General features: G+C 68.6%; 20 protein-coding genes and 1 tRNA gene. 10 read left to right on the top strand and 11 right to left on the bottom strand.

The window, feature by feature from the left end; all coding sequences use genetic code 11:
- Positions 1 to 570: 570 nt before the first annotated feature.
- Genes hutU through hutI form a run of 4 tightly spaced genes read right to left on the bottom strand, consistent with a single transcriptional unit; the run spans position 571 to position 5,850 of the window.
- Positions 571 to 2,238 (bottom strand): urocanate hydratase, encoded by a 1,668-nt coding sequence (gene hutU, locus M2421_RS03030; protein ID WP_259203141.1) that lies wholly within the window; start codon positions 2,236 to 2,238, stop codon positions 571 to 573.
- Positions 2,235 to 3,089: an N-formylglutamate deformylase gene (gene hutG, locus M2421_RS03025; protein WP_259203139.1), complete on the bottom strand. Its 855-nt coding sequence runs from the start codon at positions 3,087 to 3,089 to the stop codon at positions 2,235 to 2,237. The genes hutU and hutG overlap by 4 nt, the downstream gene beginning before the upstream one ends.
- Positions 3,086 to 4,627: a histidine ammonia-lyase gene (hutH, locus tag M2421_RS03020; protein WP_259203138.1), complete on the bottom strand. Its 1,542-nt coding sequence runs from the start codon at positions 4,625 to 4,627 to the stop codon at positions 3,086 to 3,088. The genes hutG and hutH overlap by 4 nt, the downstream gene beginning before the upstream one ends.
- A 23-nt stretch (positions 4,628 to 4,650) precedes the next feature.
- On the bottom strand, positions 4,651 to 5,850 hold the full coding sequence (gene hutI / locus M2421_RS03015; protein WP_259203137.1) for an imidazolonepropionase: 1,200 nt from the start codon (positions 5,848 to 5,850) through the stop codon (positions 4,651 to 4,653).
- A 63-nt stretch (positions 5,851 to 5,913) separates the two neighbouring features.
- Here hutI and M2421_RS03010 point away from each other — a divergent pair, with 63 nt between their 5' ends.
- Together M2421_RS03010 and hutC are read left to right on the top strand one after the other, a co-directional pair.
- Positions 5,914 to 7,305, top strand: coding sequence for a formimidoylglutamate deiminase (locus M2421_RS03010; protein ID WP_259203135.1), 1,392 nt, complete (start codon positions 5,914 to 5,916; stop codon positions 7,303 to 7,305).
- 30 nt (positions 7,306 to 7,335) lie between these two features.
- Positions 7,336 to 8,064, top strand: a complete 729-nt coding sequence (hutC, locus tag M2421_RS03005) for a histidine utilization repressor (protein WP_259203134.1) — start codon at positions 7,336 to 7,338, stop codon at positions 8,062 to 8,064.
- Between the two features lie 67 nt (positions 8,065 to 8,131).
- Here hutC and M2421_RS03000 read toward each other — a convergent pair whose 3' ends face one another.
- The 3 genes from M2421_RS03000 to M2421_RS02990 form a co-directional block, all read right to left on the bottom strand.
- Positions 8,132 to 9,160: a restriction endonuclease gene (locus tag M2421_RS03000; RefSeq protein WP_259203132.1), complete on the bottom strand. Its 1,029-nt coding sequence runs from the start codon at positions 9,158 to 9,160 to the stop codon at positions 8,132 to 8,134.
- Positions 9,161 to 9,429: 269 nt separating this feature from the next.
- Positions 9,430 to 9,930 (bottom strand): phasin family protein, encoded by a 501-nt coding sequence (locus M2421_RS02995; RefSeq protein WP_259203131.1) that lies wholly within the window; start codon positions 9,928 to 9,930, stop codon positions 9,430 to 9,432.
- Positions 9,931 to 10,027: 97 nt separating this feature from the next.
- Entirely contained in the window at positions 10,028 to 10,303 is a 276-nt protein-coding gene (locus M2421_RS02990) for a polyhydroxyalkanoic acid system family protein (RefSeq protein ID WP_259203130.1), read from the bottom strand.
- Between the two features lie 120 nt (positions 10,304 to 10,423).
- On the opposite strand from M2421_RS02990, the gene M2421_RS02985 reads away from it, so the two are divergent.
- The 4 genes from M2421_RS02985 (at position 10,424) to aroA (ending at position 15,154) form a co-directional block, all read left to right on the top strand.
- Positions 10,424 to 11,224 (top strand): FHA domain-containing protein, encoded by an 801-nt coding sequence (locus tag M2421_RS02985; protein WP_259203542.1) that lies wholly within the window; start codon positions 10,424 to 10,426, stop codon positions 11,222 to 11,224.
- A gap of 160 nt (positions 11,225 to 11,384) precedes the next feature.
- Entirely contained in the window at positions 11,385 to 12,470 is a 1,086-nt protein-coding gene (gene serC / locus M2421_RS02980; RefSeq protein ID WP_259203129.1) for a 3-phosphoserine/phosphohydroxythreonine transaminase, read from the top strand.
- A gap of 53 nt (positions 12,471 to 12,523) precedes the next feature.
- Positions 12,524 to 13,723 (top strand): prephenate dehydratase, encoded by a 1,200-nt coding sequence (pheA, locus tag M2421_RS02975; protein ID WP_259203128.1) that lies wholly within the window; start codon positions 12,524 to 12,526, stop codon positions 13,721 to 13,723.
- Between the two features lie 117 nt (positions 13,724 to 13,840).
- Positions 13,841 to 15,154: a 3-phosphoshikimate 1-carboxyvinyltransferase gene (aroA, locus tag M2421_RS02970; protein WP_259203127.1), complete on the top strand. Its 1,314-nt coding sequence runs from the start codon at positions 13,841 to 13,843 to the stop codon at positions 15,152 to 15,154.
- A 701-nt stretch (positions 15,155 to 15,855) separates the two neighbouring features.
- On the opposite strand, the gene M2421_RS02965 is transcribed toward aroA, so the two are convergent.
- The gene (locus M2421_RS02965; protein WP_259203126.1) at positions 15,856 to 16,437 is read right to left on the bottom strand and encodes an energy transducer TonB; all 582 of its coding nucleotides are present in this window, start codon (positions 16,435 to 16,437) and stop codon (positions 15,856 to 15,858) included.
- Between the two features lie 157 nt (positions 16,438 to 16,594).
- Positions 16,595 to 17,227 carry an energy transducer TonB gene (locus tag M2421_RS02960; RefSeq protein WP_259203125.1) on the bottom strand — a complete coding sequence of 211 codons (633 nt, stop codon included), beginning with the start codon at positions 17,225 to 17,227 and terminating at the stop codon, positions 16,595 to 16,597.
- Positions 17,228 to 17,361: 134 nt separating this feature from the next.
- Between M2421_RS02960 and serS the strand changes: the two genes are divergently transcribed.
- A complete protein-coding gene (gene serS / locus M2421_RS02955; protein ID WP_259203124.1) occupies positions 17,362 to 18,642 on the top strand; it encodes a serine--tRNA ligase in 1,281 nt (426 codons plus the stop codon).
- Between the two features lie 511 nt (positions 18,643 to 19,153).
- On the opposite strand, the gene M2421_RS02950 is transcribed toward serS, so the two are convergent.
- Together M2421_RS02950 and M2421_RS02945 are read right to left on the bottom strand one after the other, a co-directional pair.
- The gene (locus M2421_RS02950; protein WP_259203123.1) at positions 19,154 to 19,507 is read right to left on the bottom strand and encodes an SH3 domain-containing protein; all 354 of its coding nucleotides are present in this window, start codon (positions 19,505 to 19,507) and stop codon (positions 19,154 to 19,156) included.
- Between the two features lie 201 nt (positions 19,508 to 19,708).
- The gene (locus M2421_RS02945) at positions 19,709 to 20,290 is read right to left on the bottom strand and encodes an NAD(P)H-dependent oxidoreductase (RefSeq protein WP_259203121.1); all 582 of its coding nucleotides are present in this window, start codon (positions 20,288 to 20,290) and stop codon (positions 19,709 to 19,711) included.
- A gap of 125 nt (positions 20,291 to 20,415) precedes the next feature.
- Here M2421_RS02945 and M2421_RS02940 point away from each other — a divergent pair, with 125 nt between their 5' ends.
- The 3 genes from M2421_RS02940 to M2421_RS20990 all read left to right on the top strand — a co-directional run bounded on the left by M2421_RS02940 (position 20,416) and on the right by M2421_RS20990 (position 21,854).
- Positions 20,416 to 21,408 (top strand): LysR substrate-binding domain-containing protein, encoded by a 993-nt coding sequence (locus M2421_RS02940; RefSeq protein WP_256774489.1) that lies wholly within the window; start codon positions 20,416 to 20,418, stop codon positions 21,406 to 21,408.
- Positions 21,409 to 21,563: 155 nt separating this feature from the next.
- A tRNA-Ser gene (locus tag M2421_RS02935) sits at positions 21,564 to 21,653 on the top strand.
- A 90-nt stretch (positions 21,654 to 21,743) separates the two neighbouring features.
- The gene (locus M2421_RS20990) at positions 21,744 to 21,854 is read left to right on the top strand and encodes a DUF6538 domain-containing protein (protein WP_310439221.1); all 111 of its coding nucleotides are present in this window, start codon (positions 21,744 to 21,746) and stop codon (positions 21,852 to 21,854) included.
- Positions 21,855 to 22,405 lie beyond the last annotated feature (551 nt).

Here is a 22,405-nt window from a genome sequence, read left to right as displayed (position 1 = left end):
GTGGCGTTTCGTTGCACCACGTAGAGCCACGCCATGGGTGGCTGCACGCGGTGCCGATTGAAGAGCAGCCACGCATGGCGTGGCTCTACGATGCGCGCGCCGGTGTGTCGTGGCGTTTCGTTGCATCACGTAGAGCCACCCCATGGGTGGCTGCGCGCGGTGCCGGATTGAAGCGCAGCCACGCATGGCGTGGCTCTACGATGCTGGCACCGGTCTGTCGTGGCGTTTCGTTGCATCACGTAGAGCCACCCCTTGGGTGGCTGCGCGCGGTGCCGATTGAAGAGCAGCCACGCATGGCGTGGCTCTACGGTGCGCGGACCGGTGTGTCGTGGCGTTTCGTTGCACCACGTAGAGCCACCCCATGGGTGGCTGCACGCGGTGCCGGACGCAAGGCGCAGCCACGCATGGCGTGGCTCTACGGTGCGCGCGCCGGTCTGTCGTGGCCTTTCGTTGCACCACGTAGAGCCACCCCATGGGTGGCTGCACGCGGTGCCGGATGCAAGGCGCAGCCACGCATGGCGTGGCTCTACGTGGCGGCAGGTGCTGGCCGGTGGTCGAGACCTGCGTGCCTTAGCCCAGAATCCCCGGAAGATCCAGGCCCTTTTCCTTAGCGCATTCCACCGCGATGTCGTACCCGGCGTCGGCGTGCCGCATCACGCCCGTGGCCGGGTCGTTCCACAGCACGCGCGCGATGCGCTTGGCGGCCGCTTCGGTGCCGTCGCAGACGATCACCATGCCGGCATGCTGCGAGAAGCCCATGCCCACGCCACCGCCGTGGTGCAGTGACACCCACGTGGCGCCGCTGGCGGTGTTGAGCAACGCGTTGAGGAGGGGCCAGTCGGACACCGCATCGGAACCGTCGGCCATCGCCTCGGTTTCGCGGTTCGGCGAGGCGACGCTGCCGCTGTCGAGGTGGTCGCGGCCGATCACCACCGGCGCCTTCAGCTCGCCGCTTGCGACCATCTCGTTGAAGGCCAGTCCCAGCCGGTCGCGATCGCCCAGGCCCACCCAGCAGATGCGCGCGGGCAGGCCCTGGAACTTGATCTTCTCGGCGGCCATGTCGAGCCAGCGGTGCAGGTGCGGGTTGTCCGGAATCAACTCCTTGACCTTCGCATCGGTCTTGGCGATGTCTTCCGGGTCGCCGCTGAGCGCGGCCCAGCGGAACGGGCCGATGCCCCGGCAGAACAGCGGCCGGATGTAGGCCGGGACGAAACCGGGGAAGTCGAAAGCATCCTCGACGCCTTCTTCCAGCGCCATCTGGCGCAGGTTGTTGCCGTAGTCCACGGTCGGCACGCCGAGCGCGTGGAAGGCGAGCATGGCGCGGATGTGGTTGGCCATCGACGCGCGCGCGGCGGCTTCGACCTCCTTGGGAGCGGACACGCGCTTGTCGTCCCATTCCTCGACGGTCCAGCCCTGCGGCAGGTAGCCGTTGACCGGGTCGTGGGCGGAGGTCTGGTCGGTCAGCAAGTCCGGCTTGACCCCGCGCACCAGCAGTTCGTCCAGCACGTCGGCGACATTGCCGAGCAGGCCGACCGACAGCGGCTTCTTGGCCGTGCACGATTCCTCGATCAGGCGCAGCGCTTCATCCAGGTCGTCGGTCCAGGTGTCCAGGTAGCCGGTGCGCAGACGCATTTCGATACTGCTCTTGCGACACTCCACGGCGAGGCACGACGCACCGGCCATCACCGCCGCCAGCGGTTGCGCGCCCCCCATGCCGCCCAACCCACCGGTGAACAGCCACTTGCCGGCCAGACTGCCGTCGTAATGCTGGCGGCCCATCTCCACGAAGGTTTCGTAGGTGCCCTGCACGATGCCCTGGGCGCCGATGTAGATCCAGCTGCCGGCGGTCATCTGGCCGTACATCGCCAAGCCCTTCCTGTCGAGCTCGTTGAAGTGGTCCCAGTTGGCCCAGCGCGGCACCAGGTTGGAGTTGGCGATCAGCACGCGCGGCGCGTCCACGTGGGTGCGGAACACGCCCACGGGCTTGCCCGACTGCACCAGCAGGGTCTGGTCGTCGTCCAGGCGCGTGAGCGTCGCCACGATGGCATCGAAGCTCTCCCAGTCGCGCGCGGCGCGGCCGATGCCGCCGTACACCACCAGTTCCTGCGGGCGCTCGGCCACGTCCGGATGCAGGTTGTTCATGAGCATGCGCAGCGGTGCTTCGGTGAGCCAGCTCTTGGCGGTGAGCGTGCTGCCGGTGGACGCGATGATGGTGCGGGACGGGTCGTTGCGGGTCATGCGGCGCTCCGGTTCGTAGCAAATGCAAGGCAGGCGTTGAGCACCTGCGCCAGGGTGTGGCGCAGCGGTGCGGCGTGGTCGGGGTCGAGCGGGGTGGGCCAGCTGTGCTCGTCCACCTGGTCGGGCAGCGGCTCGTGCATGTAGCCGCGGCAGGCCAGTTCCATCTGCAGGCTGTGCACGCCGCCGGGGATGTCGCTGTAATGGCGGGTAATCCAGCCGCCCTTGAAGCGGCCGTTGCGCACGTGCGACAGGCCGCTGATCCGGCACAGGTTTTCCACCACATCGCTGAGCGCGTTGTCGCAGGCGGTGTCCACCGTGCCCGACGGGCCGGCGGTGCCGAGGTTGAACTGCGGCAGTTCGCCCTCGAACAGGTGCGGGATGTGCGAGCGGATCGAGTGCGCGTCGTACACCACCACCGTGCCGTGGCGCTGGCGCAGCCGCGCGATCTGCGCAGCCAGCGCATCGTGGTACGGCGCGAAATAGGTGTCGCGGCGGCGCGCGATTTCCGCGTCGTCCGGTTCCATGCCCGCGTGGTACAGCGGCTGGTTGTCGAAGGTGGTCAGCGGGCACAGGCCGGTGGTGTTCTGGCCCGGGTACAGCGACACGCCGCTGGGATCGCGGTTGAGGTCGATCACCGAGCGCGAGATCGCCGAGCGCACCGTGGTCGCGCCCATGCCCCGCGCGAAGTCGTACAGCTCGTGCACCCACCAGTCGGCGTCGCGGCGGGCCAGCCACGGGGAGTGGTAGCGGTCGATCAGGTCGTGCGGCAGCTCGCTGCCGGTGTGCGGGAAGCTGACCACCAGCGGCGCATCGCCTTCATGCACCTGCAGCCAGTCCGGGTGGGTGGTCATGCCAGTGGCTCCACCTGCGGCAGCACGTCGGCCAGGCCCTCGGCCAACGCGCCGCTGCGCACCAGCGTGGTGGCGGCCACCATGTCCGGGTGGAAATAGCGGTCGTCCTGCAGCGTCGGCACCTGCGCGCGCAGGCGTGCGCGGACGCCTTCCAGGGCGTCGCTGGAGCGCAGCGGGGCGTGGAAATCGCAGCCCTGCGCGGCAGCCAGCAGCTCGATGCCCACCACGTTGGCCGCGTTCTCGGCCATCGCCAGCAGGCGGCGCGCACCGTGCGCGGCCATCGACACGTGGTCTTCCTGGTTGGCCGAGGTCGGGATCGAATCGACGCTGGCCGGGTAGGCGCGCTGCTTGTTCTCCGAGACCAGCGCGGCGGCGGTCACCTGCGGGATCATGAAGCCGGAGTTGAGGCCGGGCTTCGGGGTAAGGAAGGCGGGCAAGCCGGACAGGGCCGGGTCGACCAGCATCGCGGTGCGACGCTCGCTGATCGAGCCGATCTCGCACACCGCCATGGCCAGCATGTCCGCGGCGAAGGCCACCGGCTCGGCGTGGAAGTTGCCGCCGCTCAGCGCCTCGTTGGTGTCGGTGAACACCAGCGGGTTGTCGGACACGCCATTGGCCTCGATCGCCAGCGTGGTGGCGGCCTGGCGCATGACATCGAACGCCGCGCCCATCACCTGCGGCTGGCAGCGCAGGCAGTACGGGTCCTGCACGCGCACGTCGTTGTCGCGGTGCGACTCACGGATGGCCGAGCCCTGCATCAGTGCGCGCAGCGTAGCCGCAGTGGCGATCTGGCCACGCTGGCCGCGGATGCTGTGGATGCGCGGATCGAACGGGGTGTCCGAGCCCTTGGCCGCTTCCACCGACAGCGCGCCGGTCACCAGCGCGGCCTGGAACACGGTGGTGATCTCGAACAGCCCCGCCAGCGCGTAGGCGGTGGAGTACTGGGTGCCGTTGAGCAGGGCTAGGCCCTCCTTGGCGCCCAGCACCAGCGGAGTCAGGCCGAGCCGCGCCAGCGCTTCGGCGGCGGGCAGGCGCTCACCGTTCGAGAACGCTTCGCCCACGCCGATCATGACGCTGGCCAGGTGCGACAGCGGGGCCAGATCACCGGAGGCGCCCACCGAGCCCTGGCAGGGAATCACCGGCACGATGTCGTGCTGCAGGAAGGCTTCCAGCAGCGCCAGCGTCTGCGGGCGGATGCCCGACGCCCCCTGGGCGAGGCTGGTCAGCTTGAGGGCCATCATCAGCCGCACCACCGGGGCCGGCATCGGCTCGCCCACGCCCGCGGCATGCGACAGCACGATATTGCGCTGCAGGGTTTCCAGGTCGTCGCGCTCGATGCGCACGCTGGCCAGCTTGCCGAAGCCGGTGTTGATGCCATACACCGGTGCGCCCCTGGCCACGATGTCGGCCACGGTCTGCGCGCTGCGCAGCACGGCGGCGGCCGAGGCCGGGTCCAGGCGCACGCGGGCGCCGTCGTAGATGGCGCGCCAGTGCGCCAGCGTCACCGCGCCGGGCTGCAGGGTCAGGGTAGTGCTCATGGAATCTCCAGACATCACAAAGATCAGACGGAAACGCCGCGCATCACGCGCGCGTGCAGGGGGTTCAAGCCCATGCGGTACACCAGGTCGGCAGGCGCCTCGATGTCCCACAGGGCCAGGTTGCAATCCAGGCCGGTCGCCAGCCGGCCCACGCGGTCGTGGCGGCCCAGCGCGCGCGCCGCTTCGCGGGTGAAACCGGCGATGCATTCGTCCACCGTCATGCGGAACAGGGTGGCAGCCATGTTCATCGCCAGCAGCGGGCTGGTCAGTGGCGAGGTGCCCGGGTTGGAATCGGTGGCCAGGGCCAGTGGCACCCCGGCCGCGCGCAGGGCGGCGATCGGGGGCAGGGTGGTGTCGCGGGTGAAATAGAAGGCGCCCGGCAGCAGCACCGCCACCGTGCCGGCGGCCGCCATCGCCGCGATGCCATCGGCATCGAGGTGTTCGACATGGTCGGCCGACAGCGCGCCGTGGCGTGCAGCCAGCGCCGCGCCATGCTGGTTGCTCAGCTGCTCGGCGTGGATCTTGATCGCCAGGCCGTGCCGGCGTGCCGCCACGAACACCTGCTCGGCCTGCACCGCGCTGAAGGCGATGTTCTCGCAGAACACGTCCACGGCCTCGGCCAGGCCCTGCGCGGCCACCGCCGGGATCATCACGTTGCAGACCTCGTCGATGTAGTCCTGTGCCTGGCGGCCGGGCGGAATCGCGTGCGCACCCAGGAAGGTCGGCACGATCTCCACCGCACGCAGCCGGCCCAGTTCACGCGCCACGCGCAACTGCTTGGTTTCATCCTCCAGGCTCAGGCCGTAGCCGGATTTGATTTCCAGGGTGGTGATGCCCTCGGCGAGCATCGCGTCCAGGCGCGGCAGGCTGGCCGCGATCAAGTCGGCTTCACTGGCCGCGCGCGTGGCCCGCACCGTGGAGACGATGCCGCCGCCGGCACGGGCGATGTCGGCGTAGCTCACCCCCTGCAGGCGCTGCTCGAACTCGCCGGCGCGGTTGCCGGCATAGACCAGGTGGGTGTGGCAGTCGACCAGGCCCGGGCTGATCCAGCGCCCACCGCAATCGATGCGCCGGGCCGGTTGCAGGTGCGCCTCGGAACCGGCCGCGCCCACGTGCACGATGCGGCCATCGGTCGCGGCAAGCACGCCGTTCTCGATCAGGCCCAGGCCGGGGCCATCGACGGTGATCAGGTGGGCGTGGTACCAGAGGGTGTCACAGTGCATGGCAGCAACCACGTCGGCGTATATGTCTATACAATATAGGCGCCACTTCCGGGATGTCCAGTGATGCCAGCCAGCCCCGCCGCTTCGGCCAATCCGCCGCTTGTTTTCCACGCCGCCCATGCGCTGTTGCCGCAGGGCTGGGCCCGCGATGTGCGCATCAGCTGCGCCGGCGGCACGCTCAGCGAGGTGACCGCGGGTGTTGCCGCGCAGCCTGGCGACACCGCGCTCGCCATCGCCCTGCCGGGCCTGGGCAACCTGCACAGCCACGCCTTCCAGCGCGGCATGGCCGGGCTCACCGAGATCGGCGGCAACAGCGGCGACAGCTTCTGGAGCTGGCGCGAGCTGATGTACCGGTTCCTGGCCCACCTGCAGCCCGAGGCGGTGCAGGCCATCGCCGAGCAGGCCTACGTGGAGATGCTCGAATCCGGGTTCACCCGGGTCGGCGAGTTCCACTACCTGCACCACGCGCCGGACGGCGCGCCCTATGCCAACCGGGCCGAGATGGCCGAGCGCCTCGCCGCCGCCGCGCACGGCAGCGGCATCGGCCTCACGCTGCTGCCGGTGTTCTACGCGCATGCCGATTTCGGCGGTGCGCCGCCCAACCCGGCCCAGCGCCGCCTCATCCACGACGTGGATGGCTTTGCCGACCTGCTGCAGGGCTGCTCCCGCGCACTGGCAGGCATTGATGACGCGGTGCTCGGCATCGCCCCGCACAGCCTGCGGGCGGTTACCGGTGGCGAGCTGGCCGCCCTGCTGCCGCTCACCACCGGCCCGGTCCACATCCATATCGCCGAACAGACCCGTGAAGTGGACGCCTGCGTGGCCTGGAGCGGCCTGCGTCCGGTGCGCTGGTTGTACGAGCACGCTGCCGTCGACGAGCGGTGGTGCCTGGTGCATGCCACCCACGTGGATGACGACGAGGTGCAGCGCATCCTGGCCAGCCAGGCCGTGGTCGGGCTCTGCCCGATCACCGAGGCCAACCTGGGCGACGGGCTGTTCCCGATGCAGGCCTTCGCGCGGGCCGGTGGCCGCTTCGGCGTGGGCTCCGATTCCAACGTGCTCATCGACGCGGCCGAAGAGCTGCGCCTGCTCGAGTACGGGCAGCGCCTGCAGTTGCGCGGGCGCAACGTGCTGGCCCCGGGCACCGGCCAGTCCAGCGGCCGCTGGTTGTTCGAACAGTCGCTGCATGGCGCCGGCCAGGCGCTGGGCGTGGCCACCGGGTTGCAGGTGGGCGCGCCAGCTGACGTGGTCGAGCTGGATCCCGGCCATCCGGCGCTGATCGCCCGCGACGGCGATGCCTTGCTTGACAGCTGGGTGTTCGCCGCACGTAATGGTGCAGTGCGTTCGGTGTGGCGCCAGGGGCGCCAGCTGGTCCATCAGGGCCGTCACCTGCAGCGTGACGCGGTGGCCGCCCGTTTCGCCCACGCATTGCGCACGTTGTTGTCGGCCGGCTGAGTGCCGGTCGCACCCATCCAGGACTCCCGAGTGACGGGCAAGAAAGCAGAAACCCTCAACCAGCGCATCCGCGCCGACCTGGAAAGCCGCATCCTCAGCGGGCAGTGGCCGCCCGGGTTCCGGATCCCGTACGAGCACGAACTGATGGAGCAGTACGGCTGTTCGCGGATGACCGTGAACAAGGTGCTGACCGCACTGGCCGAGAGCGGGATGATCGAGCGCCGCCGCCGCGCGGGCTCGTTCGTGGCCCGGCAGCCGCCGCACCTGGAGCAGGTGGCGCTGGAAATCCCCGACATCGCCATGGCAGTCGGCGCGCGCGGGCACACCTACGGTTACCAGTTGCTGGAGCGCGCCTACCGGCGCCCGCGTGCGCAGGCCGAGGACGAAATGGCGCTGTCCGGGGGCGAGAAGCTGCTGGCGATCCGCTGCCTGCATCGCGCCGATGGCCGCCCGTTCGCGCTGGAGCACCGGCTGATCAGCCCGGTCGGCGTGCCGGAGGTGCTGGAGGTGGATTTCGACACCACCGCGCCGGGCAGTTGGCTGTTGCAGAACGTCTCGTGGACGCGCGCCCAGCACCGCATCAGTGCCTGGGGCGCCGATGACGCCGCCGCCGCCCTGCTGGAGGTGAAGCCCGGCACCGCCTGCCTGGTGATCGACCGCCTCACCTGGCGCGGCGAGCAGCCGATCACCTGCGTGCGCCAGATGTTCCTGGGCGATGCCTGGGACCTGGTCGCCAGGTTCGCCCCCGGCGCGCGCTAAAACCGGCCGTCGGCCGCCTCAATCCGGGCGGTGCCGGCCTTGGGCCGGCTGCGCTACCCGCCAACGATCACAGCGTCGCGCACTGCCGCCAACGCACCGGCTCGTCCACGCCCGGGCGCGGATTGAGCTGGATGCGCACCGTGCGCAGCGCCGGATAGCGCTTCACCTCGGTGCAGACCCGCGGCCAGATCGTGTCGATCTCGTCGCTGCGGTTCACCGCCAGGGTCTGCCGGGTCAGCCAGAACGCGCTCACCACGCCGGGCTGGGTGGCCAGGGTGCGGGTAAGTTCCTTCTGATAGCGCGCCAGCGTGGCCGGGTCCGGATCGGGCTCATCGCCCAGAATGCCCGGGGCAGGGCGCGTCGGCGCGGTGGCCGGCGTGGCGACCGCTGCCACCGGCGCGGCCGTGGCCGGTTCGGTCGCTGCCACGGGAGCGGGGGCCGTGTCCGGCGGCGCGGGGGTGTTCGCCTCGACAGCCGGGGCGGCGGGCGGCTGGCGTTCCAAGCGCGAGGTCAGGTAGCCCATGCCCACCAGCAGGCCCAGCGTCAGCGAGCCCAGTGCGGCGATCGAGATGCGGCGGATGGCCTCGCGGCGGGCGGCGTTCTTGACCCGCGCTTCCATGTCGCCGGGCAGGTAAGGCTGCAGCAGGGGCCACAGCATGTGGCCGTCGAGCACCTCCACGCCTTGCTTCTCGGCGGCCACGCGGCCATCGCGCTCGACCATGCCCTCGGTGATCAGGATGCCGCCGCGGGCCCCGGCCAGGCGCGCGGCCGCGCCCAGTTCGTTCACTGCCGCCGTACCGATCCGGTAGGCGCGGCCATGCTTGCACGACACCAGCCAGCGGTGCTGGTCATCGTGCATCAGGAAATCGCTGCGCGGCTCGCGGCTGTCGTCCACCTCGCCGGGCACGTCCTGCAGCCCGCGTTGTTCGCGCATGGCGCGCCGCACGATCTCGGAGAAGTCGCGCCAGTGCATGCCCGCCAGGGCGTTCAGACCCAGCCGGGTCTCCTTGCGGCGGCGCTTGACCAGCCAGAACCAGGCGGCGCAGAGCGTCCAGACGATGAGGGCCAACAGTAAAGCGAGAATCCAGGAGAACATGAGGCGCTAGGGTTGAACGCGAGGGTGCAAGTGACAGTTTATATGCGCTTGTGGGCGTCTGCGGGGCCGCATCACGGCAGTTGCAGCCGGGCTGTCATCGCAGCCGGTGACGGATGTCTCACTTTGCCGGCGAGCGGACACAAAAAACCCGCCAATCCATAGCCGTGAGGGGAGGGAACAAACGGCGCAACAGCGATTGGCGGGTCGATTTCGATTGTCAACAAAGTTGTGCTGCTTTGCAACAATCGATATGGAGCGGGGGCGGCGGGTCAGGCGCCGCCGGGGGCCTGGTGCGTGCCCGGGGCCGGGTCCGCATTGGGCGAGGCATTGCGCGCTTCGGCGCGGTTGACCCGGGCGTTGAGGGCATCGATCCGGGCGTTGAGTGCGGCCACGTCCTCGGCGGTGGGGATGTTCAGGCGCTTGAGCACGCCCTGCACCCGCTCGTCGAAGGCCTTCTCCACCTTGTCCCAGGTGCCGGCCGCCTTTTCGCGGGCCTCGCCGAGGTGTTCCTCGACATTGTCGCGCCAGCGCGGTGCATCGCCGGTCTGTTCCCGGTTGCGGGCCTCGATGGTTTCGCCTTCGCGCACCAGGGTATCGAAGACGCGGCTGCCCTCGGCCTGGGCGCGACCGAAGGCGCCCAGCCCGGCCAGCCACACCTGTTGGGCCGAGCCGGTCAGCTTGCGCGAGAAGCGCTCGGCCTGTTCCTGCAGCGAGGGCTTGTCGTCGGGGCTGCGGGTATCGCGGTCGTCGAAGTCGTCGTGTGCGGTCATCGGGGGGATCCTGTGTGTGGACACCCCGATGCTAATCAGCGCCAGCTTTGCGCGATGTGATGGCGCGCGCCGGCGCGATCGGCGCCCGCGGCACCGTTCAGCCGAGCTTTTCCTGCAGCACGCGCTGGATCTCGCTTTCCACCATGCCCTTCATCGCCGACAGCAGGAAGCCCAGCTTGGCGGTCACCCGCACCGCACCCGGCTGCAGCTCGATGGCCCCGTCCACGCCGGAACCGTTGAAGTTCAGCACGTCGCCGACCCAGCTGCTCTGCAGGCCGAAGCGCTCGGAGAGCTTGGCCGCCACCTCTTCGATCGCCTGGCGCGCGCCGTCGGCGGGCAGGGCATGGGCGTGGCGGATATCGATGTTGGACATGGAGGGCTCCTGGCGGGCCGCTGCGGGAAGGGCGTGCATTGTGCGCATCCTCGCGCTCAACTCCAAGGTCTGCGTCACACTTCTTCTTCGATGACATCCAACCTGCTAGGCTTGCGCCGCGTGCAGAACCTGCTAGTTCACTTCACCCATCGCCAACACCCCGACCAGCCCCTGCGGCCCGGGGTGCAACGCATCGTGCGACACGCCTCGGGCAGCGTCCGGCTCAGCAGTGATGCGGTCGGCAACCTGTTGCTGGCCCAGTTCTGCCTGGACGACCGTGGCCTCTGGCTGCAGGTCGCCAATGGCATCCGCGGCATCCACGTCAACGGTCGCCCGGTGCGGCGCATGGCCATGCTGCGCGCCGGCGACGCGGTGTACGCCGACGGCGTGGAGATGGTCATCCAGGGCGAGTGCGAGGCGCTGGCTCAGGCGCCCGCGCGCAACGACGACGGCAGCGACGAGCAGCGCCTGCTGCGCGGGCTTGGCGGTCAGCACCACGGCCGCAGCTTCACCCTGGACCGGCCGCGCCTGGTGGGCAGCAGCCCCGAGGCCGACATCGTCATCGACGACCCGGCCTTCGCCGCCCAGCACGCGCGCCTGGAGCTGCACGGCGACCGCGTCCTGCTGCGCGACCTCGGCGTAGGCGAGTCGACCCGGGTCAACGGCGTGGCCGTACGCCATTGCTGGCTGCAGGCGGGCGACCAGCTGGTCTTCGACACCCAGCACCGTTTCGTGCTGGAAGTGCCGCATGACAGCCGCGTGCGCATCGTCAGCGAGGACGAGGACGACCTGCTCGACCTGCCCACCCCGGTCACTGCACCGGTCAAGCCGAGGCGGGTGCGCCGCTGGCCGTGGCTGCTGGCCAGCGCGCTGCTGCTGGCGGCGGTGATCAGCGGCCTGCTCTGGTTCGGCGCGCGATAAGCGACATCGCACCCCCCGACTCAGGGGGGCGTGTGGCGGGCCAACGGCCTGCAGCACCGGGCTGCGGATAGATTCGTTTGCAACCAAATTCGCCCGGTCCTGCAAGGCCTAAAGCCTGGTGCGCTGCGGCATACTAGGGGTCTTGCCCCATAGGTGTGACATGACGCGCGCGTTCAATTTCAGTGCCGGCCCTGCAACCCTGCCGGAATCGGTCCTGCGCAAGGCGCAGGAAGAGATGTTGGAATGGAACGGCGCGGGCGCCTCCATTGTCGAAATGAGCCACCGTGGCCCGGAGTTCATGGCCGTCGCCGCCCAGGCCGACGCCGACCTGCGCCGCCTGATCGGCATTCCCGATGACTACGCCGTGCTGTTCCTGGCCGGTGGCGCCACCACCCAGCAGGCCCTGCTCGCGCTCAACTTCGCCCAGCCCGGCCAGACCGTGGATTACGTGCTCACCGGGCACTGGGGCAAGACCGCGATCAAGCAGGTCACGCCCTACGTCAACGTCCACATCGCCGCCAGCAGCGAAGCCAACGGCTTCCACGACATCCCCGCGCGCGACACCTGGCAGCTCTCGGCCGATGCCGCCTACGTGCACATCACCGCCAACGAGACCATCCACGGCGTCGAGTTCCGTGACACCCCGGACGTGGGCCAGGTGCCGTTGTTCGCCGATTTCAGCTCCTCCATCGCCAGCGAGCCGCTGGATGTGAGCAAATACGGCCTGATCTACGCCGGCGCGCAGAAGAACCTCGGCCCGGTCGGCGTGTCGGTGGTGATCGTGCGCCGCGACCTGCTCGCGCGCAGCGGCCAGCCGCGCGCGGACATCTTCGATTACCGCTCGCACGTGGGCCGCGATTCCATGCTCAACACCCCGCCCACCTGGAACTGGTACCTGGCCGGGCTGGTGTTCCAGTGGATGCTGGCCGAGGGCGGCGTGGAGGAGTTCGCCCGCCGCAACGCCGCCAAGGCCGCGCTGGTCTACGGCGCCATCGACGGCGCCGGCGGCTTCTACCGCAATGAGGTGGTGCCGGCTGCGCGCTCGCGCATGAACATACCGTTCTTCCTGCCCGATGACACCCTCAACGCGCGGTTCGTCAGCGAGTCCAAGGCCGCCGGCCTGCTCGCGCTGAAGGGCCACGCCGCCGTCGGTGGCATCCGTGCCTCGCTGTACAACGCCCTGCCGGTGGAAGGCGCGCAGGCGCTCGCCGCCTTCATGGCCGACTTCCAGCAGCGCCACGGCTGAGTCACTCGTTTCGACCGGGGCGCATGCCGCCCCACTGCACCTGGAATCCCCTGATGGCCAAACAACCCGCCAAGCCCGTCGCCAAGGCCAAGACCGCCAAGCCCGCGCCGACCAAGACCCAGGCCGCCGCCAAGGCCACGCCGGACGCCACGCCTGCGGTCAAGCCCGATGCCGCGCCGGTGCTGTCGGACGTCCGCGCCAAGATCGACCACATCGACCGCAGCATCCAGGCGCTGATCGCCGAGCGCGCCAATTTCGCCCACCAGGTCGGCAAGGCCAAGGGCAAGCTCGCCGCCGCCGTCGATTACTACCGCCCCGAGCGCGAAGCGCAGGTGCTGCGCATGGTGGTGGACCGCAACGAAGGCCCGCTCAGCGATGAAGTGCTGGTCCATGTGTACCGCGAAATCATGTCGGCCTGCCTGGCCCAGCAGGAGCCGTTGAAGATCGGCTACCTCGGCCCGGAAGGCACCTTCAGCCAGCAGGCCGTGCTCAAGCACTTCGGCCGCTCGGCGCTGGGCCTGCCGCTGGCCAGCATCGAAGAGGTGTTCCAGGAAGTGGAAGCGGGCAACGCCGATTTCGGCGTGGTGCCGGTGGAAAACTCGGGGCAGGGCACCATCCAGATCACCCTGGACATGTTCCTCACCTCCAACCTGAAGATCTGCGGCGAAGTGGAACTGCGCGTGCAGCAGTACCTGATGTCGCGCAGTGGCCGGCTGGAAGATGTCGAGCGCGTCTACGGCCACCCGCAGTCGTTCATGCAGACCTCCTCGTGGCTGCGCGCGCACCTGCCAAAGGCCGAGAAGATCCCGGTTTCCAGCAATGCCGAAGGCGCCCGCCGCGCGCGCAATGCCGACGACGCCGCCGCCATCGGCGGTGAGAGCGCCGGGCACGTGTACGGCCTGAAGAAGGTGGTGACCAAGCCGATCCAGAACGATGCGGACAACACCACGCGCTTCCTGGTGGTCGGCCGCAACATCTTCCCCAGTTCCGGCCACGACCGCACCTCGGTGCTGGTGTTCATCCATGACAAGCCCGGTGCGCTGTTCGACGTGCTCAGCCCGTTCGCCCGCCACGGCATCAGCATGAACCGCATCGAGTCGCGCCCCTCGCACAACGCCAAGTGGGAATACGGCTTCTTCATCGACCTGGCCGGCCATGTCGAAGACGAGGCCATGCAGGCCGCGCTGGCCGAACTCAAGGCGCACTCGGCGCAGATCAAGATCCTTGGCTCCTATCCGGTCGCCATCCCGTGATCCCGGTGGCGTAGCCGCGTTGCGCGCTACGCCCGGCCCGGCGCACTCGCGGGTGCCGAGGCCACTCCCGCACACCGTTGCATCGCCGCCGCGGCGGCCCGCCCCTTAGGATTCCCGATGACTGCTTCACCGTACTGGATCGCCCACAAGGGCCAGCCCCTGCAGGGCAGCCTGACCATTCCCGGCGACAAGTCCGTCTCGCACCGCTCGGTGATGTTCGCCGCGCTGGCCGATGGCGTCTCGCACATCGATGGCTTCCTGGAAGGCGAAGACACCCGCGCCACCGCCGCCATCTTTGCCCAGATGGGCGTGCGCATCGATACCCCGTCGCCGTCGCAGCGCGTGGTGCACGGCGTGGGCGTGGACGGCCTGAAGGCGCCGAGCGCACCGCTGGACTGCGGCAATGCCGGCACCGGCATGCGCCTGCTCGCCGGCCTGCTGGCCGCGCAGCCGTTCGACAGCGTCATGGTGGGCGACGAATCGCTGTCGCGCCGGCCGATGCGCCGGGTCACCGGGCCGCTGGCGCTGATGGGCGCGAAGATCGATACCGACGCCGATGGCACCCCGCCGCTGCGCGTGCACGGCGGCCAGTCGCTCACCGGCATCGAATTCGCCTCGCCGGTGGCCAGCGCGCAGGTCAAATCGGCCGTGCTGCTGGCCGGCCTGTATGCGGATGGCGAGACCTCGGTCAGCGAGCCGCACCCCACCCGCGACTACAGCGAGCGCATGCTGCGCGCCTTCGGCGTGGACATCGCGTTTTCGCCCGGCAAGGCCCGCCTGCGTGGCGGCCAGCGCCTGCGCGCCACCGACATCGTGGTGCCGGCCGATTTCTCCTCCGCCGCGTTCTTCCTGGTGGCTGCCAGCATCATTCCCGGCTCCGAACTGCGCCTGCGCGCGGTGGGCCTCAACCCGCGCCGCACCGGCCTGTTGGCCGCGCTGCGCCTGATGGGCGCGGACATCAGCGAAGAGAACCATGCCGAGCAGGGCGGTGAAGCGGTCGCCGATCTGGTGGTGCGTTACGCCCCGCTGCATGGCGCGGAGATTCCCGAAGCGCTGGTGCCGGACATGATCGACGAGTTCCCGGCGCTGTTCGTCGCGGCCGCGGCCGCGCAGGGCAACACCGTGGTACGCGGCGCGGCCGAACTGCGGGTCAAGGAATCCGACCGCCTCGCGGCCATGGCCACCGGCCTGCGCACGCTGGGCGTGCAGGTGGACGAAACCGACGACGGCGCCACCATCCATGGCGGCGCGGTACTGGGCAGCGGCACCATCGAAAGCCACGGCGACCACCGCATTGCCATGGCGTTCGCCATTGCCGGCCAGCTCAGCAGCGGCGAGGTCCGGGTGAACGACATCGCCAACGTGGCCACCTCGTTCCCGGATTTCGACGGCCTGGCGACGCGAGCAGGATTCGGGCTGCGCCAAGGCTGACAGGGGAGAAAGCCGGGTAGAGCCGAGCCATGCTCGGCTGCTTTTCGCTTTTGCTCCTGCTCTGCTCCTGCTCTGCTCCTGCTCTGCTCCTGCTCCTGCTCCTGCTCCTGCTTCCGCTTCTGCTCCTTTGCCCCTGCGCTTTGTTTCCTGCACACCTGCTTGCCGAGCATGGCTCGGCACTACCGATGCGTGATGCATTGCCGGTGCGCAGCACGATGGCGTCAGTCATGTCGCCACGCGGATCCACCCTCAACCTGGCCACTCGACCCAACCGGTAGAGCCGAGCCATGCTCGGCTGCTCTTCCGCTTCTGCTCCTTTGCCCTTGCGCTTTGTTTCCTGCACACCTGGCTGCCGAGCATGGCTCGGCACTACCGATGCGTGACGCGTTGCCGCTACGCGGCACGATGCTGGCGTCAGTCACGTCGGCACGCGGATCCACCCTCAAGTTGCCTCCCAGACCCAACCGGTAGAGCCGAGCCATGCTCGGCTGCTTTTCCGCTTCTGCTCCTTTGCCCTTGCGCTTTGTTTCCTGCACACCTGGCTGCCGAGCATGGCTCGGCACTACCGATGCGTTATGCATTGCCGGTGCGTGATGCACTACCGGTGCGCGCTGAATGCGCATCCTGAGCAGACCAATGCGATCCACCACGAAAAAGGGAGGCCAATGGCCTCCCTTTTCGTTACGCCTCAACGCACCCGCTTAACGCTCGGTGCGGAAATCCACCGGCACGCGCACCACGCTGGCCACGGCACGACCATTGTTCATGGCCGGCTCGAACTGCCACTCACGCACGGTGTTGAGCACCGAACGGTCCAGATCGCGATCACGCGAACCGGTACGCTGCACGATGCTGGCGTCGGTCACGTGGCCACGCGGGTCCACGTTCAAGCTGGCCACCACGCTGCCCTGCACGCCATTGCGCAGCGCCGAGGCGGGGTAGGTCGGCTTGGTGTTGCTGGCCAACGGGCGCGCCTCGCGGTTGCGCACCGCCGGGGTGGCCTTGCGCTGGGCGGTATTGGCCGGTGCGGCCTGGCGTGCGGCCGGGGCCGGAGTGGTCGTGGCAACCGGGGTCTCGGTCGCCGGCAGCATGCGCTCGCCGACGGGCGCCGTGCTGGTGTCATCGGGGTTGGCGTAGCGCAACCAGACCAGCGCGGCGGCAAACATCGCCACGATCAGCGCCATCCACAACCACGGCGAAGTGCCACGGCGGGCGGGTTCATCGGTCACGTCGCGCTGGTTGTGCGGCGACGCGTGCATGTCCTGGGCATGGGTAACACTCATGGCTGACTCCTGGTGTCGTTGTGACAGCCGCAGTCTTGCCCGTGCACGGTTGCCAGTGTGTCAGCGCAACGTCAACGTGACGACTGCATTCCCGACGAGGTTCAGCTTGATGAGCCCTTGCCCAACCGGCCCGCGTGAGGGCCGGGCGAAGTGCGCGTTACTGCGGCTTGAAGTCGAACGGCACTTCAATGCTGCCCGGCACCGGCTGGCCATTGCTCTGTGCCGGATGGAAGCGCCAGCGGCGCACCGCCTCGGCGGCCGCGCGGTCAAGATCGCGTGAACCGCTGCGCTGGATGATCGTCACGTTGGACGGATAGCCGGTGGCATCCACGTCCACGCGCACCACCACGCTGCCGGAGTCGCCCCGGCGCAATGCGGCAGGCGGGTAGGAGGGCGGCGGCGACTGCTCGGCGATCGGTTGCGGGCGGTCACCGGCCGCGGCGGCTGCCGGGGCAGCCTCGGCTACCGGTGCCGGCGCGGCGGCCGGCGGTGCCGGCGGCGCGGTTTCCACCAGCTGCGGCGTGTCCTCGCCCGCCGGGGGGGTCTTGGCATCGGGCATGTCGCTGGAGCCGGCGGCGGCCGGCAACGGCTCGGGCAGCGGCTCGATCTCGGCCACCTGCTGGGGCGTGGCCGCCGGGCCGGCCTTGTAGAACTCGTCGTTGCGGCTGCTCAGCCACACCACCAGGAACAGCGCGATGCCGACGCCGAAGGCGATACCGGCGATCATCAGGCTGCGGCGGGGCAGGTGGAAGGTGATGTTCTTGCCAGACGTAGAGCGGGAAGCGGACATGAGCCATACCGTTGTGAACAGCCCGATTCTGCCACGCCGGCAATGACTGAGGGGTACATGGCCGCCCGTGGGCGGCAGAAATCCGCGTAACAGGCGATAATCCCCCTCCGTACCCGAACCCACCTGCCACCGCCATGCTTGATCCAGCCCTGCTTCGCCAACACCCCGCCGACCTTGCCGAACGCCTGCGCACCTCGCGCGGTTTCGAGCTGGATGTGTCCGGGCTGGAGTCGCTGGAGGCCGATCGCAAGCGCATCCAGGTGCGGACCCAGGAGTTGCAGAGCCTGCGCAACAGCCGTTCCAAGGCCATTGGGCAGGCCAAGGCCAAGGGCGAAGACGTCTCGGCGATCATGGCCGAAGTGGCCGCCTTCGCCGACGAGCTGAAGGCCTCGGAAGTGGCCCTGGACGAACTGCGCGACAAGATCGAAGCCATCGCCCTGGGCATCCCGAACCTGCCGGCCGACGACGTGCCGGCCGGCAAGGACGAGACCGAGAACGTGGAGCAGAAGCGCTGGGGCACCCCGCGCACGTTCGACTTCCCCGTGCTCGACCACGTCGAGCTGGGCGCCCGCAACCGCTGGCTGGACGGTGAGACCGCCGCCAAGCTGTCCGGCTCGCGCTTCACCGTGCTGCGCGGCCCGATCGCCCGCCTGCACCGCGCGCTGGCGCAGTTCATGCTCGACCTGCACACCGGCGAGCACGGCTACGAAGAAACCAACGTGCCGGCGCTGGTCAATGCCGACTCGCTGCGCGGCACCAGCCAGCTGCCCAAGTTCGAGGACGACCTGTTCAAGACCGCGGTGGGCGAGTCCACGCGCTATCTGATCCCCACCTCGGAAGTGCCGCTGACCAACATCGTGCGCGATGACATCATCGACCCCGACCAGCTGCCGCTGCGCATGACTGCCCACTCGCTGTGCTTCCGCGCCGAAGCCGGCAGCGGCGGTCGCGACGTGCGCGGCATGATCCGCCAGCACCAGTTCGAGAAGGTGGAACTGGTGGCCGCCTGCACCCCGGCGCAGAGCGACGACGAACACCAGCGCATGACCCGCTGCGCTGAAGTGGTGCTGGAGAAGCTCGGCCTGCCGTACCGCAAGGTGCTGCTGTGCACCGGCGACATGGGCTTCTCGGCAGTGAAGACCTACGACCTGGAAGTGTGGCTGCCCTCGCAGGACACCTACCGCGAGATCTCCTCGTGCTCCAACTGTGGCGATTTCCAGGCCCGCCGCATGCAGGCCCGCTGGCGCAACCCGGAGACCAGCAAGCCCGAGCTGCTGCACACCCTCAACGGCTCCGGCGTGGCCGTGGGCCGCGCGATGATCGCGGTGATGGAGAACTACCAGAACGCCGACGGCAGCATCACCGTGCCGGACGCGCTCAAGCCCTACATGGGCGGCCTGGACACCATTGCCTGATTGACGAAAAACCCGCCGGAAGGCGGGTTTTTTTGGGGCACTGGCTGCGCACCGCGTGTCGTTCGGGTACCGCGTGCAGCCACCCATGGGGTGGCTCTACGGGCGATCCTGCAACCGGGGTGTCGAGATTCGTAGAGCCACGCCATGCGTGGCTGCGTACCGTTCGGGCACCACGTGCAGCCACCCATGGGGTGGCTCTACGCGGCGATCCTGCAACCGGGGTGCCGAGAATCGTAGAGCCACGCCATGCGTGGCTGCGCACCGTTCGGGCACCACGTGCAGCCACCCATGGGGTGGCTCTACGGGTGATCCTGCAGCCGGGGTGTCGAGATTCGTAGAGCCACGCCATGCGTGGCTGCGTACCGTTCGGGCACCACGCACAGCCACCCATGGGGTGGCTCTACGCGGCGATCCTGCAACCGGGGCGCCGAGAATCGTAGAGCCACGCCATGCGTGGCTGCGTATCGTTCGGGCATCACGCACAGCCACCCATGGGGTGGCTCTACGGGGGCTAATACACTGCCTGCAGCACCCGCAGCGGTACCCAGCCTTCAACCCCGCCTTCGGCCGGCACACACCACGCCCAGCCATTGACCACACGCCTGCCCAGCAGCGCCTGGTCCGGGTCCACGTCCAGCTCGCGGGCGCAGTACGCCTCCTGTGCGAAGGCGCGCCCCTGCGCATCGCGCCCGATCATCTGCGCCGGCACCCAGCCTGGCGCCTGCCCGGGCACCCTGCACAGGTACCAATCGTCCCAGGCTTCGGTGCCCTGGTAGCGCTCGCCCACCTCCAGTGCCTGCCCGCGCTCAAGCGCCAACGGGTGCGGAAACGCGCTCCGGTGCGGAGCAATCACGAGGTAGCGCATGGACGGGCCCTCCAACACGGTGAGCCCATCAGCCTAGGCCTGCCGCTGGCGGGCGCACAGCATCGCCGTCGCACTTGCATCATCGAAAAAAAAGATGGCCCCAAAAGGGGCCATCAGGCGCAACGCCGGCAAGGGAGAGAAAACCGGCACTGCGCACCACGCCACCACGACGAGGGGGAGGGAGTGGCGTGGGGTTACCTCTTAGGCAGCAGCCAGCTCACGCGGCTGCGGCAGCGCGGCCAGCGCCTGCGCGATGGCATCGGTGCGGTGCTGCGGCGAATAGGCGATGCCCTCGGCGCGCACGAATTCCACGTCGTCGATGCCGAAGAACGCGAACACCTGGCGCAGGTAGGGGTCCTGGAAGTCGGTCGGGGCGCCGGTGTGCAGGCCGCCGCGGCTGCTGGCCACGATCACGCGCTTGCCGCCGGCCAGGCCCACCGGGCCATTTTCGGTGTACTTGAAGGTCTTGCCGGCCACCGCCAGGCGGTCGATCCACGCCTTGAGGGTGGAGGCCACGCTGAAGTTGTACATTGGGGAGCCGATAACCACCACGTCGGCGGCCAGGAACTGCTCCAGCACCAGCGCCGCGTCCGCCACTTCAGTCGCGTCGGTCTGGGCAAACGAGCTGCTGCGCAGGTGCGCTACAGGCTGGGCGTCCAGGTCGCGGTAGGTCACTTCCAGGCCCGGCACCTGGTCGCGCCACTGCTGGACCACGGCGGCCGAGAGCTGGCGGGAAACCGAGTTGTCGCCAAGGACGCTGGCATCGATGTGAAGAAGCTTCATGGCAGTCACCTGTTATCTGGGGAGGGGCGGGCAAGGCGCCGCCGACGAAGAACAGGTTAGGTTGTTGCTTGACTGGGATAAAGGTGGTTGAATACCACGTATTGTTCTATATCTGGAACTTCGGTATGCAAGACCTCAACGATCTCTACTACTTCGCCATGGTGGTCGACCACGGCGGTTTCGCCGCCGCCGAGCGCGCGCTGGGCATCCCCAAATCCCGCCTGAGCCGCCGTATCAGCCAGCTCGAAACCGACCTGGGCGTGCGCCTGCTGCAGCGCTCCACGCGCCGCTTCGCGGTGACTGACGTCGGCACCAGCGTGCACCGCCACGCCCAGACCATGCTCGCCGAGGCCCAGGCCGCGCGCGAAGTGGTGGACCGGCTCAGCGCCGAGCCACGCGGCCTGGTGCGCGCCAGCGTGCCGGTGTCGCTGGCGCAGATGCAACTGCCCAAGCTGCTGCCCAAGTTCCTGGCCCAGTACCCCAAGGTGCGGCTGCAGCTGAACATCAGCAACCGCCGCGTGGACATCATCAACGAAGGCTACGACGTCGCCCTGCGCGTGCGCTCGCGGCTGGACGATGACGGCAGCCTGGTCATGCGCAGCTTCGGCCAGGTGCAGGAACTGCTGGTGGCCAGCCCGAAATACCTCGATCGCGCCGGCCGCCCCAAGGACCCGGACGAACTGGCCAATCACGTCACCCTGAGCATCAGCGAGGACGAAGCCCGCCAGCGCTGGGAACTCCATGGCCCCGAAGGCGCGGTGCGCCGGGTGGACCTGCAGCCGCGCGTGGCCGGTTTCGACTTCCCGCTGCTGCAGAGCATGGTCAAGGACGGCTTCGGCATCACCATGCTGCCCGAAACCGTCTGCGCCGACGCCGTGCGCAGTGGCGAGCTGGAAGTGGTGCTGCCGGAATGGTCGCTGCCGCAGGGCGTGTGCCACGCCGTGTTCGCCTCGCGCCGCGGCCTGCTGCCGGCGGTGCGTGTGTTCATCGATTTCCTGGCCGAACATCTGCCGCCGCAACTGGAGGCCTCGCGCCTCGATTGCGGTGGCGCGTGCGAGCGGGCCAAGGAGAAGATCAAGGCCAGTGCGCTGGGGGCGTTGGCGGTGGATGCGGGCTGAGCCCGACACCGGCCGGGTGGGCAAACCACACCTGAAATGCGAGAATGCGACCCCCGGCCCGTGCCGGGGAGCAATGCCGGGAGGGGCGACGCCCCGACCGGATGCCCGGGTGGCAATGACCTGGGCACGCGGGGCGCGGACAGCGTTACCGATACGGAGAGATGGCCGAGCGGTTTAAGGCACCGGTCTTGAAAACCGGCGAAGGGTCAAACCTTCCGTGGGTTCGAATCCCACTCTCTCCGCCAATGCTCATCTAAGTTATTAATTTAATTTAATTTAATTTATTCGAATATATGGGTCTGCCAGCGGGACCCAGATCGGGACACATCTCCCGAATGCGCAGCCCCCATCACCTGATCCGCACCACCTCAGGCACCTATGCCTTTCGTCAGCGCGTGCCCAACGATTTGCAAGTCGTCATCGGTCGTAAGTTCATCTCGGGCTGAAAGGGGGCGTCAGCACCTTTGCATACGTGGACTTGAATCCCACTGCGTCTACTGACCCGAAAGGTCTGGCAAAGAAAAAAACCTGTGTCAATGCGTATATCGCTGGTGGGGCAGTTTGTGGTGGTGCTGTCGGCTACTACGGAGGTGGCGCCTTGGGCGGTGTGGGTGGCGCTGCGGCTGCGGTCCGGCGGGTCCTGGAGCAGTGGTTTGTGCTGTCGGGGGCGCTGTTGGCGGAAGCTCGATACGGGGCGGTGCGGGCTCTGTCTTTGGGGGGCTCTGGTAACTTGGCTAGACAATGCCCCAGGTGACAATGGTTTTGTTGCTTGACGGGGCGTGACTCCGTTAGATGTTAGGCTGGCTGAGGAAGTCGCGTTCTGAGCAGTATGTGCTTAGCCCTGAATTTCATACGTAACCGTTACGTCGCCTGCGGTGGCAGCTGTGCATTTCACGTCTTGAACCAGTTCGGAAAAATCGCCTGCAGAGCTGGTGCAGTCTGTCAGGCGCCGGCGAGTCAGAAGCACGCTATCTGCCTCAGCGGAAGTCCTGTTTAT

Source organism: Stenotrophomonas sp. BIGb0135, from assembly GCF_024810105.1.
In the GTDB taxonomy this organism is placed as follows: Bacteria; Pseudomonadota; Gammaproteobacteria; order Xanthomonadales; family Xanthomonadaceae; genus Stenotrophomonas; species Stenotrophomonas maltophilia_AB.
This window is presented reverse-complemented; position numbering and strand designations above follow the sequence as displayed.

What these genes read in the sequence shown, in the direction of transcription:
- hutU (WP_259203141.1), bottom strand. Translation starts at nt 2,238, where the DNA reads ATGACCCGCAACGACCCGTCCCGCACCATCATCGCGTCCACCGGCAGC.
- hutG (WP_259203139.1), bottom strand. Translation starts at nt 3,089, where the DNA reads ATGACCACCCACCCGGACTGGCTGCAGGTGCATGAAGGCGATGCGCCG.
- hutH (WP_259203138.1), bottom strand. Translation starts at nt 4,627, where the DNA reads ATGAGCACTACCCTGACCCTGCAGCCCGGCGCGGTGACGCTGGCGCAC.
- hutI (WP_259203137.1), bottom strand. Translation starts at nt 5,850, where the DNA reads ATGCACTGTGACACCCTCTGGTACCACGCCCACCTGATCACCGTCGAT.
- M2421_RS03010 (WP_259203135.1), top strand. Translation starts at nt 5,914, where the DNA reads ATGCCAGCCAGCCCCGCCGCTTCGGCCAATCCGCCGCTTGTTTTCCAC.
- M2421_RS03000 (WP_259203132.1), bottom strand. Translation starts at nt 9,160, where the DNA reads ATGTTCTCCTGGATTCTCGCTTTACTGTTGGCCCTCATCGTCTGGACG.
- M2421_RS02995 (WP_259203131.1), bottom strand. Translation starts at nt 9,930, where the DNA reads ATGACCGCACACGACGACTTCGACGACCGCGATACCCGCAGCCCCGAC.
- M2421_RS02990 (WP_259203130.1), bottom strand. Translation starts at nt 10,303, where the DNA reads ATGTCCAACATCGATATCCGCCACGCCCATGCCCTGCCCGCCGACGGC.
- serC (WP_259203129.1), top strand. Translation starts at nt 11,385, where the DNA reads ATGACGCGCGCGTTCAATTTCAGTGCCGGCCCTGCAACCCTGCCGGAA.
- pheA (WP_259203128.1), top strand. Translation starts at nt 12,524, where the DNA reads ATGGCCAAACAACCCGCCAAGCCCGTCGCCAAGGCCAAGACCGCCAAG.
- aroA (WP_259203127.1), top strand. Translation starts at nt 13,841, where the DNA reads ATGACTGCTTCACCGTACTGGATCGCCCACAAGGGCCAGCCCCTGCAG.
- M2421_RS02965 (WP_259203126.1), bottom strand. Translation starts at nt 16,437, where the DNA reads ATGAGTGTTACCCATGCCCAGGACATGCACGCGTCGCCGCACAACCAG.
- M2421_RS02960 (WP_259203125.1), bottom strand. Translation starts at nt 17,227, where the DNA reads ATGTCCGCTTCCCGCTCTACGTCTGGCAAGAACATCACCTTCCACCTG.
- serS (WP_259203124.1), top strand. Translation starts at nt 17,362, where the DNA reads ATGCTTGATCCAGCCCTGCTTCGCCAACACCCCGCCGACCTTGCCGAA.
- M2421_RS02950 (WP_259203123.1), bottom strand. Translation starts at nt 19,507, where the DNA reads ATGCGCTACCTCGTGATTGCTCCGCACCGGAGCGCGTTTCCGCACCCG.
- M2421_RS02945 (WP_259203121.1), bottom strand. Translation starts at nt 20,290, where the DNA reads ATGAAGCTTCTTCACATCGATGCCAGCGTCCTTGGCGACAACTCGGTT.
- M2421_RS02940 (WP_256774489.1), top strand. Translation starts at nt 20,416, where the DNA reads ATGCAAGACCTCAACGATCTCTACTACTTCGCCATGGTGGTCGACCAC.
- M2421_RS20990 (WP_310439221.1), top strand. Translation starts at nt 21,744, where the DNA reads ATGCGCAGCCCCCATCACCTGATCCGCACCACCTCAGGCACCTATGCC.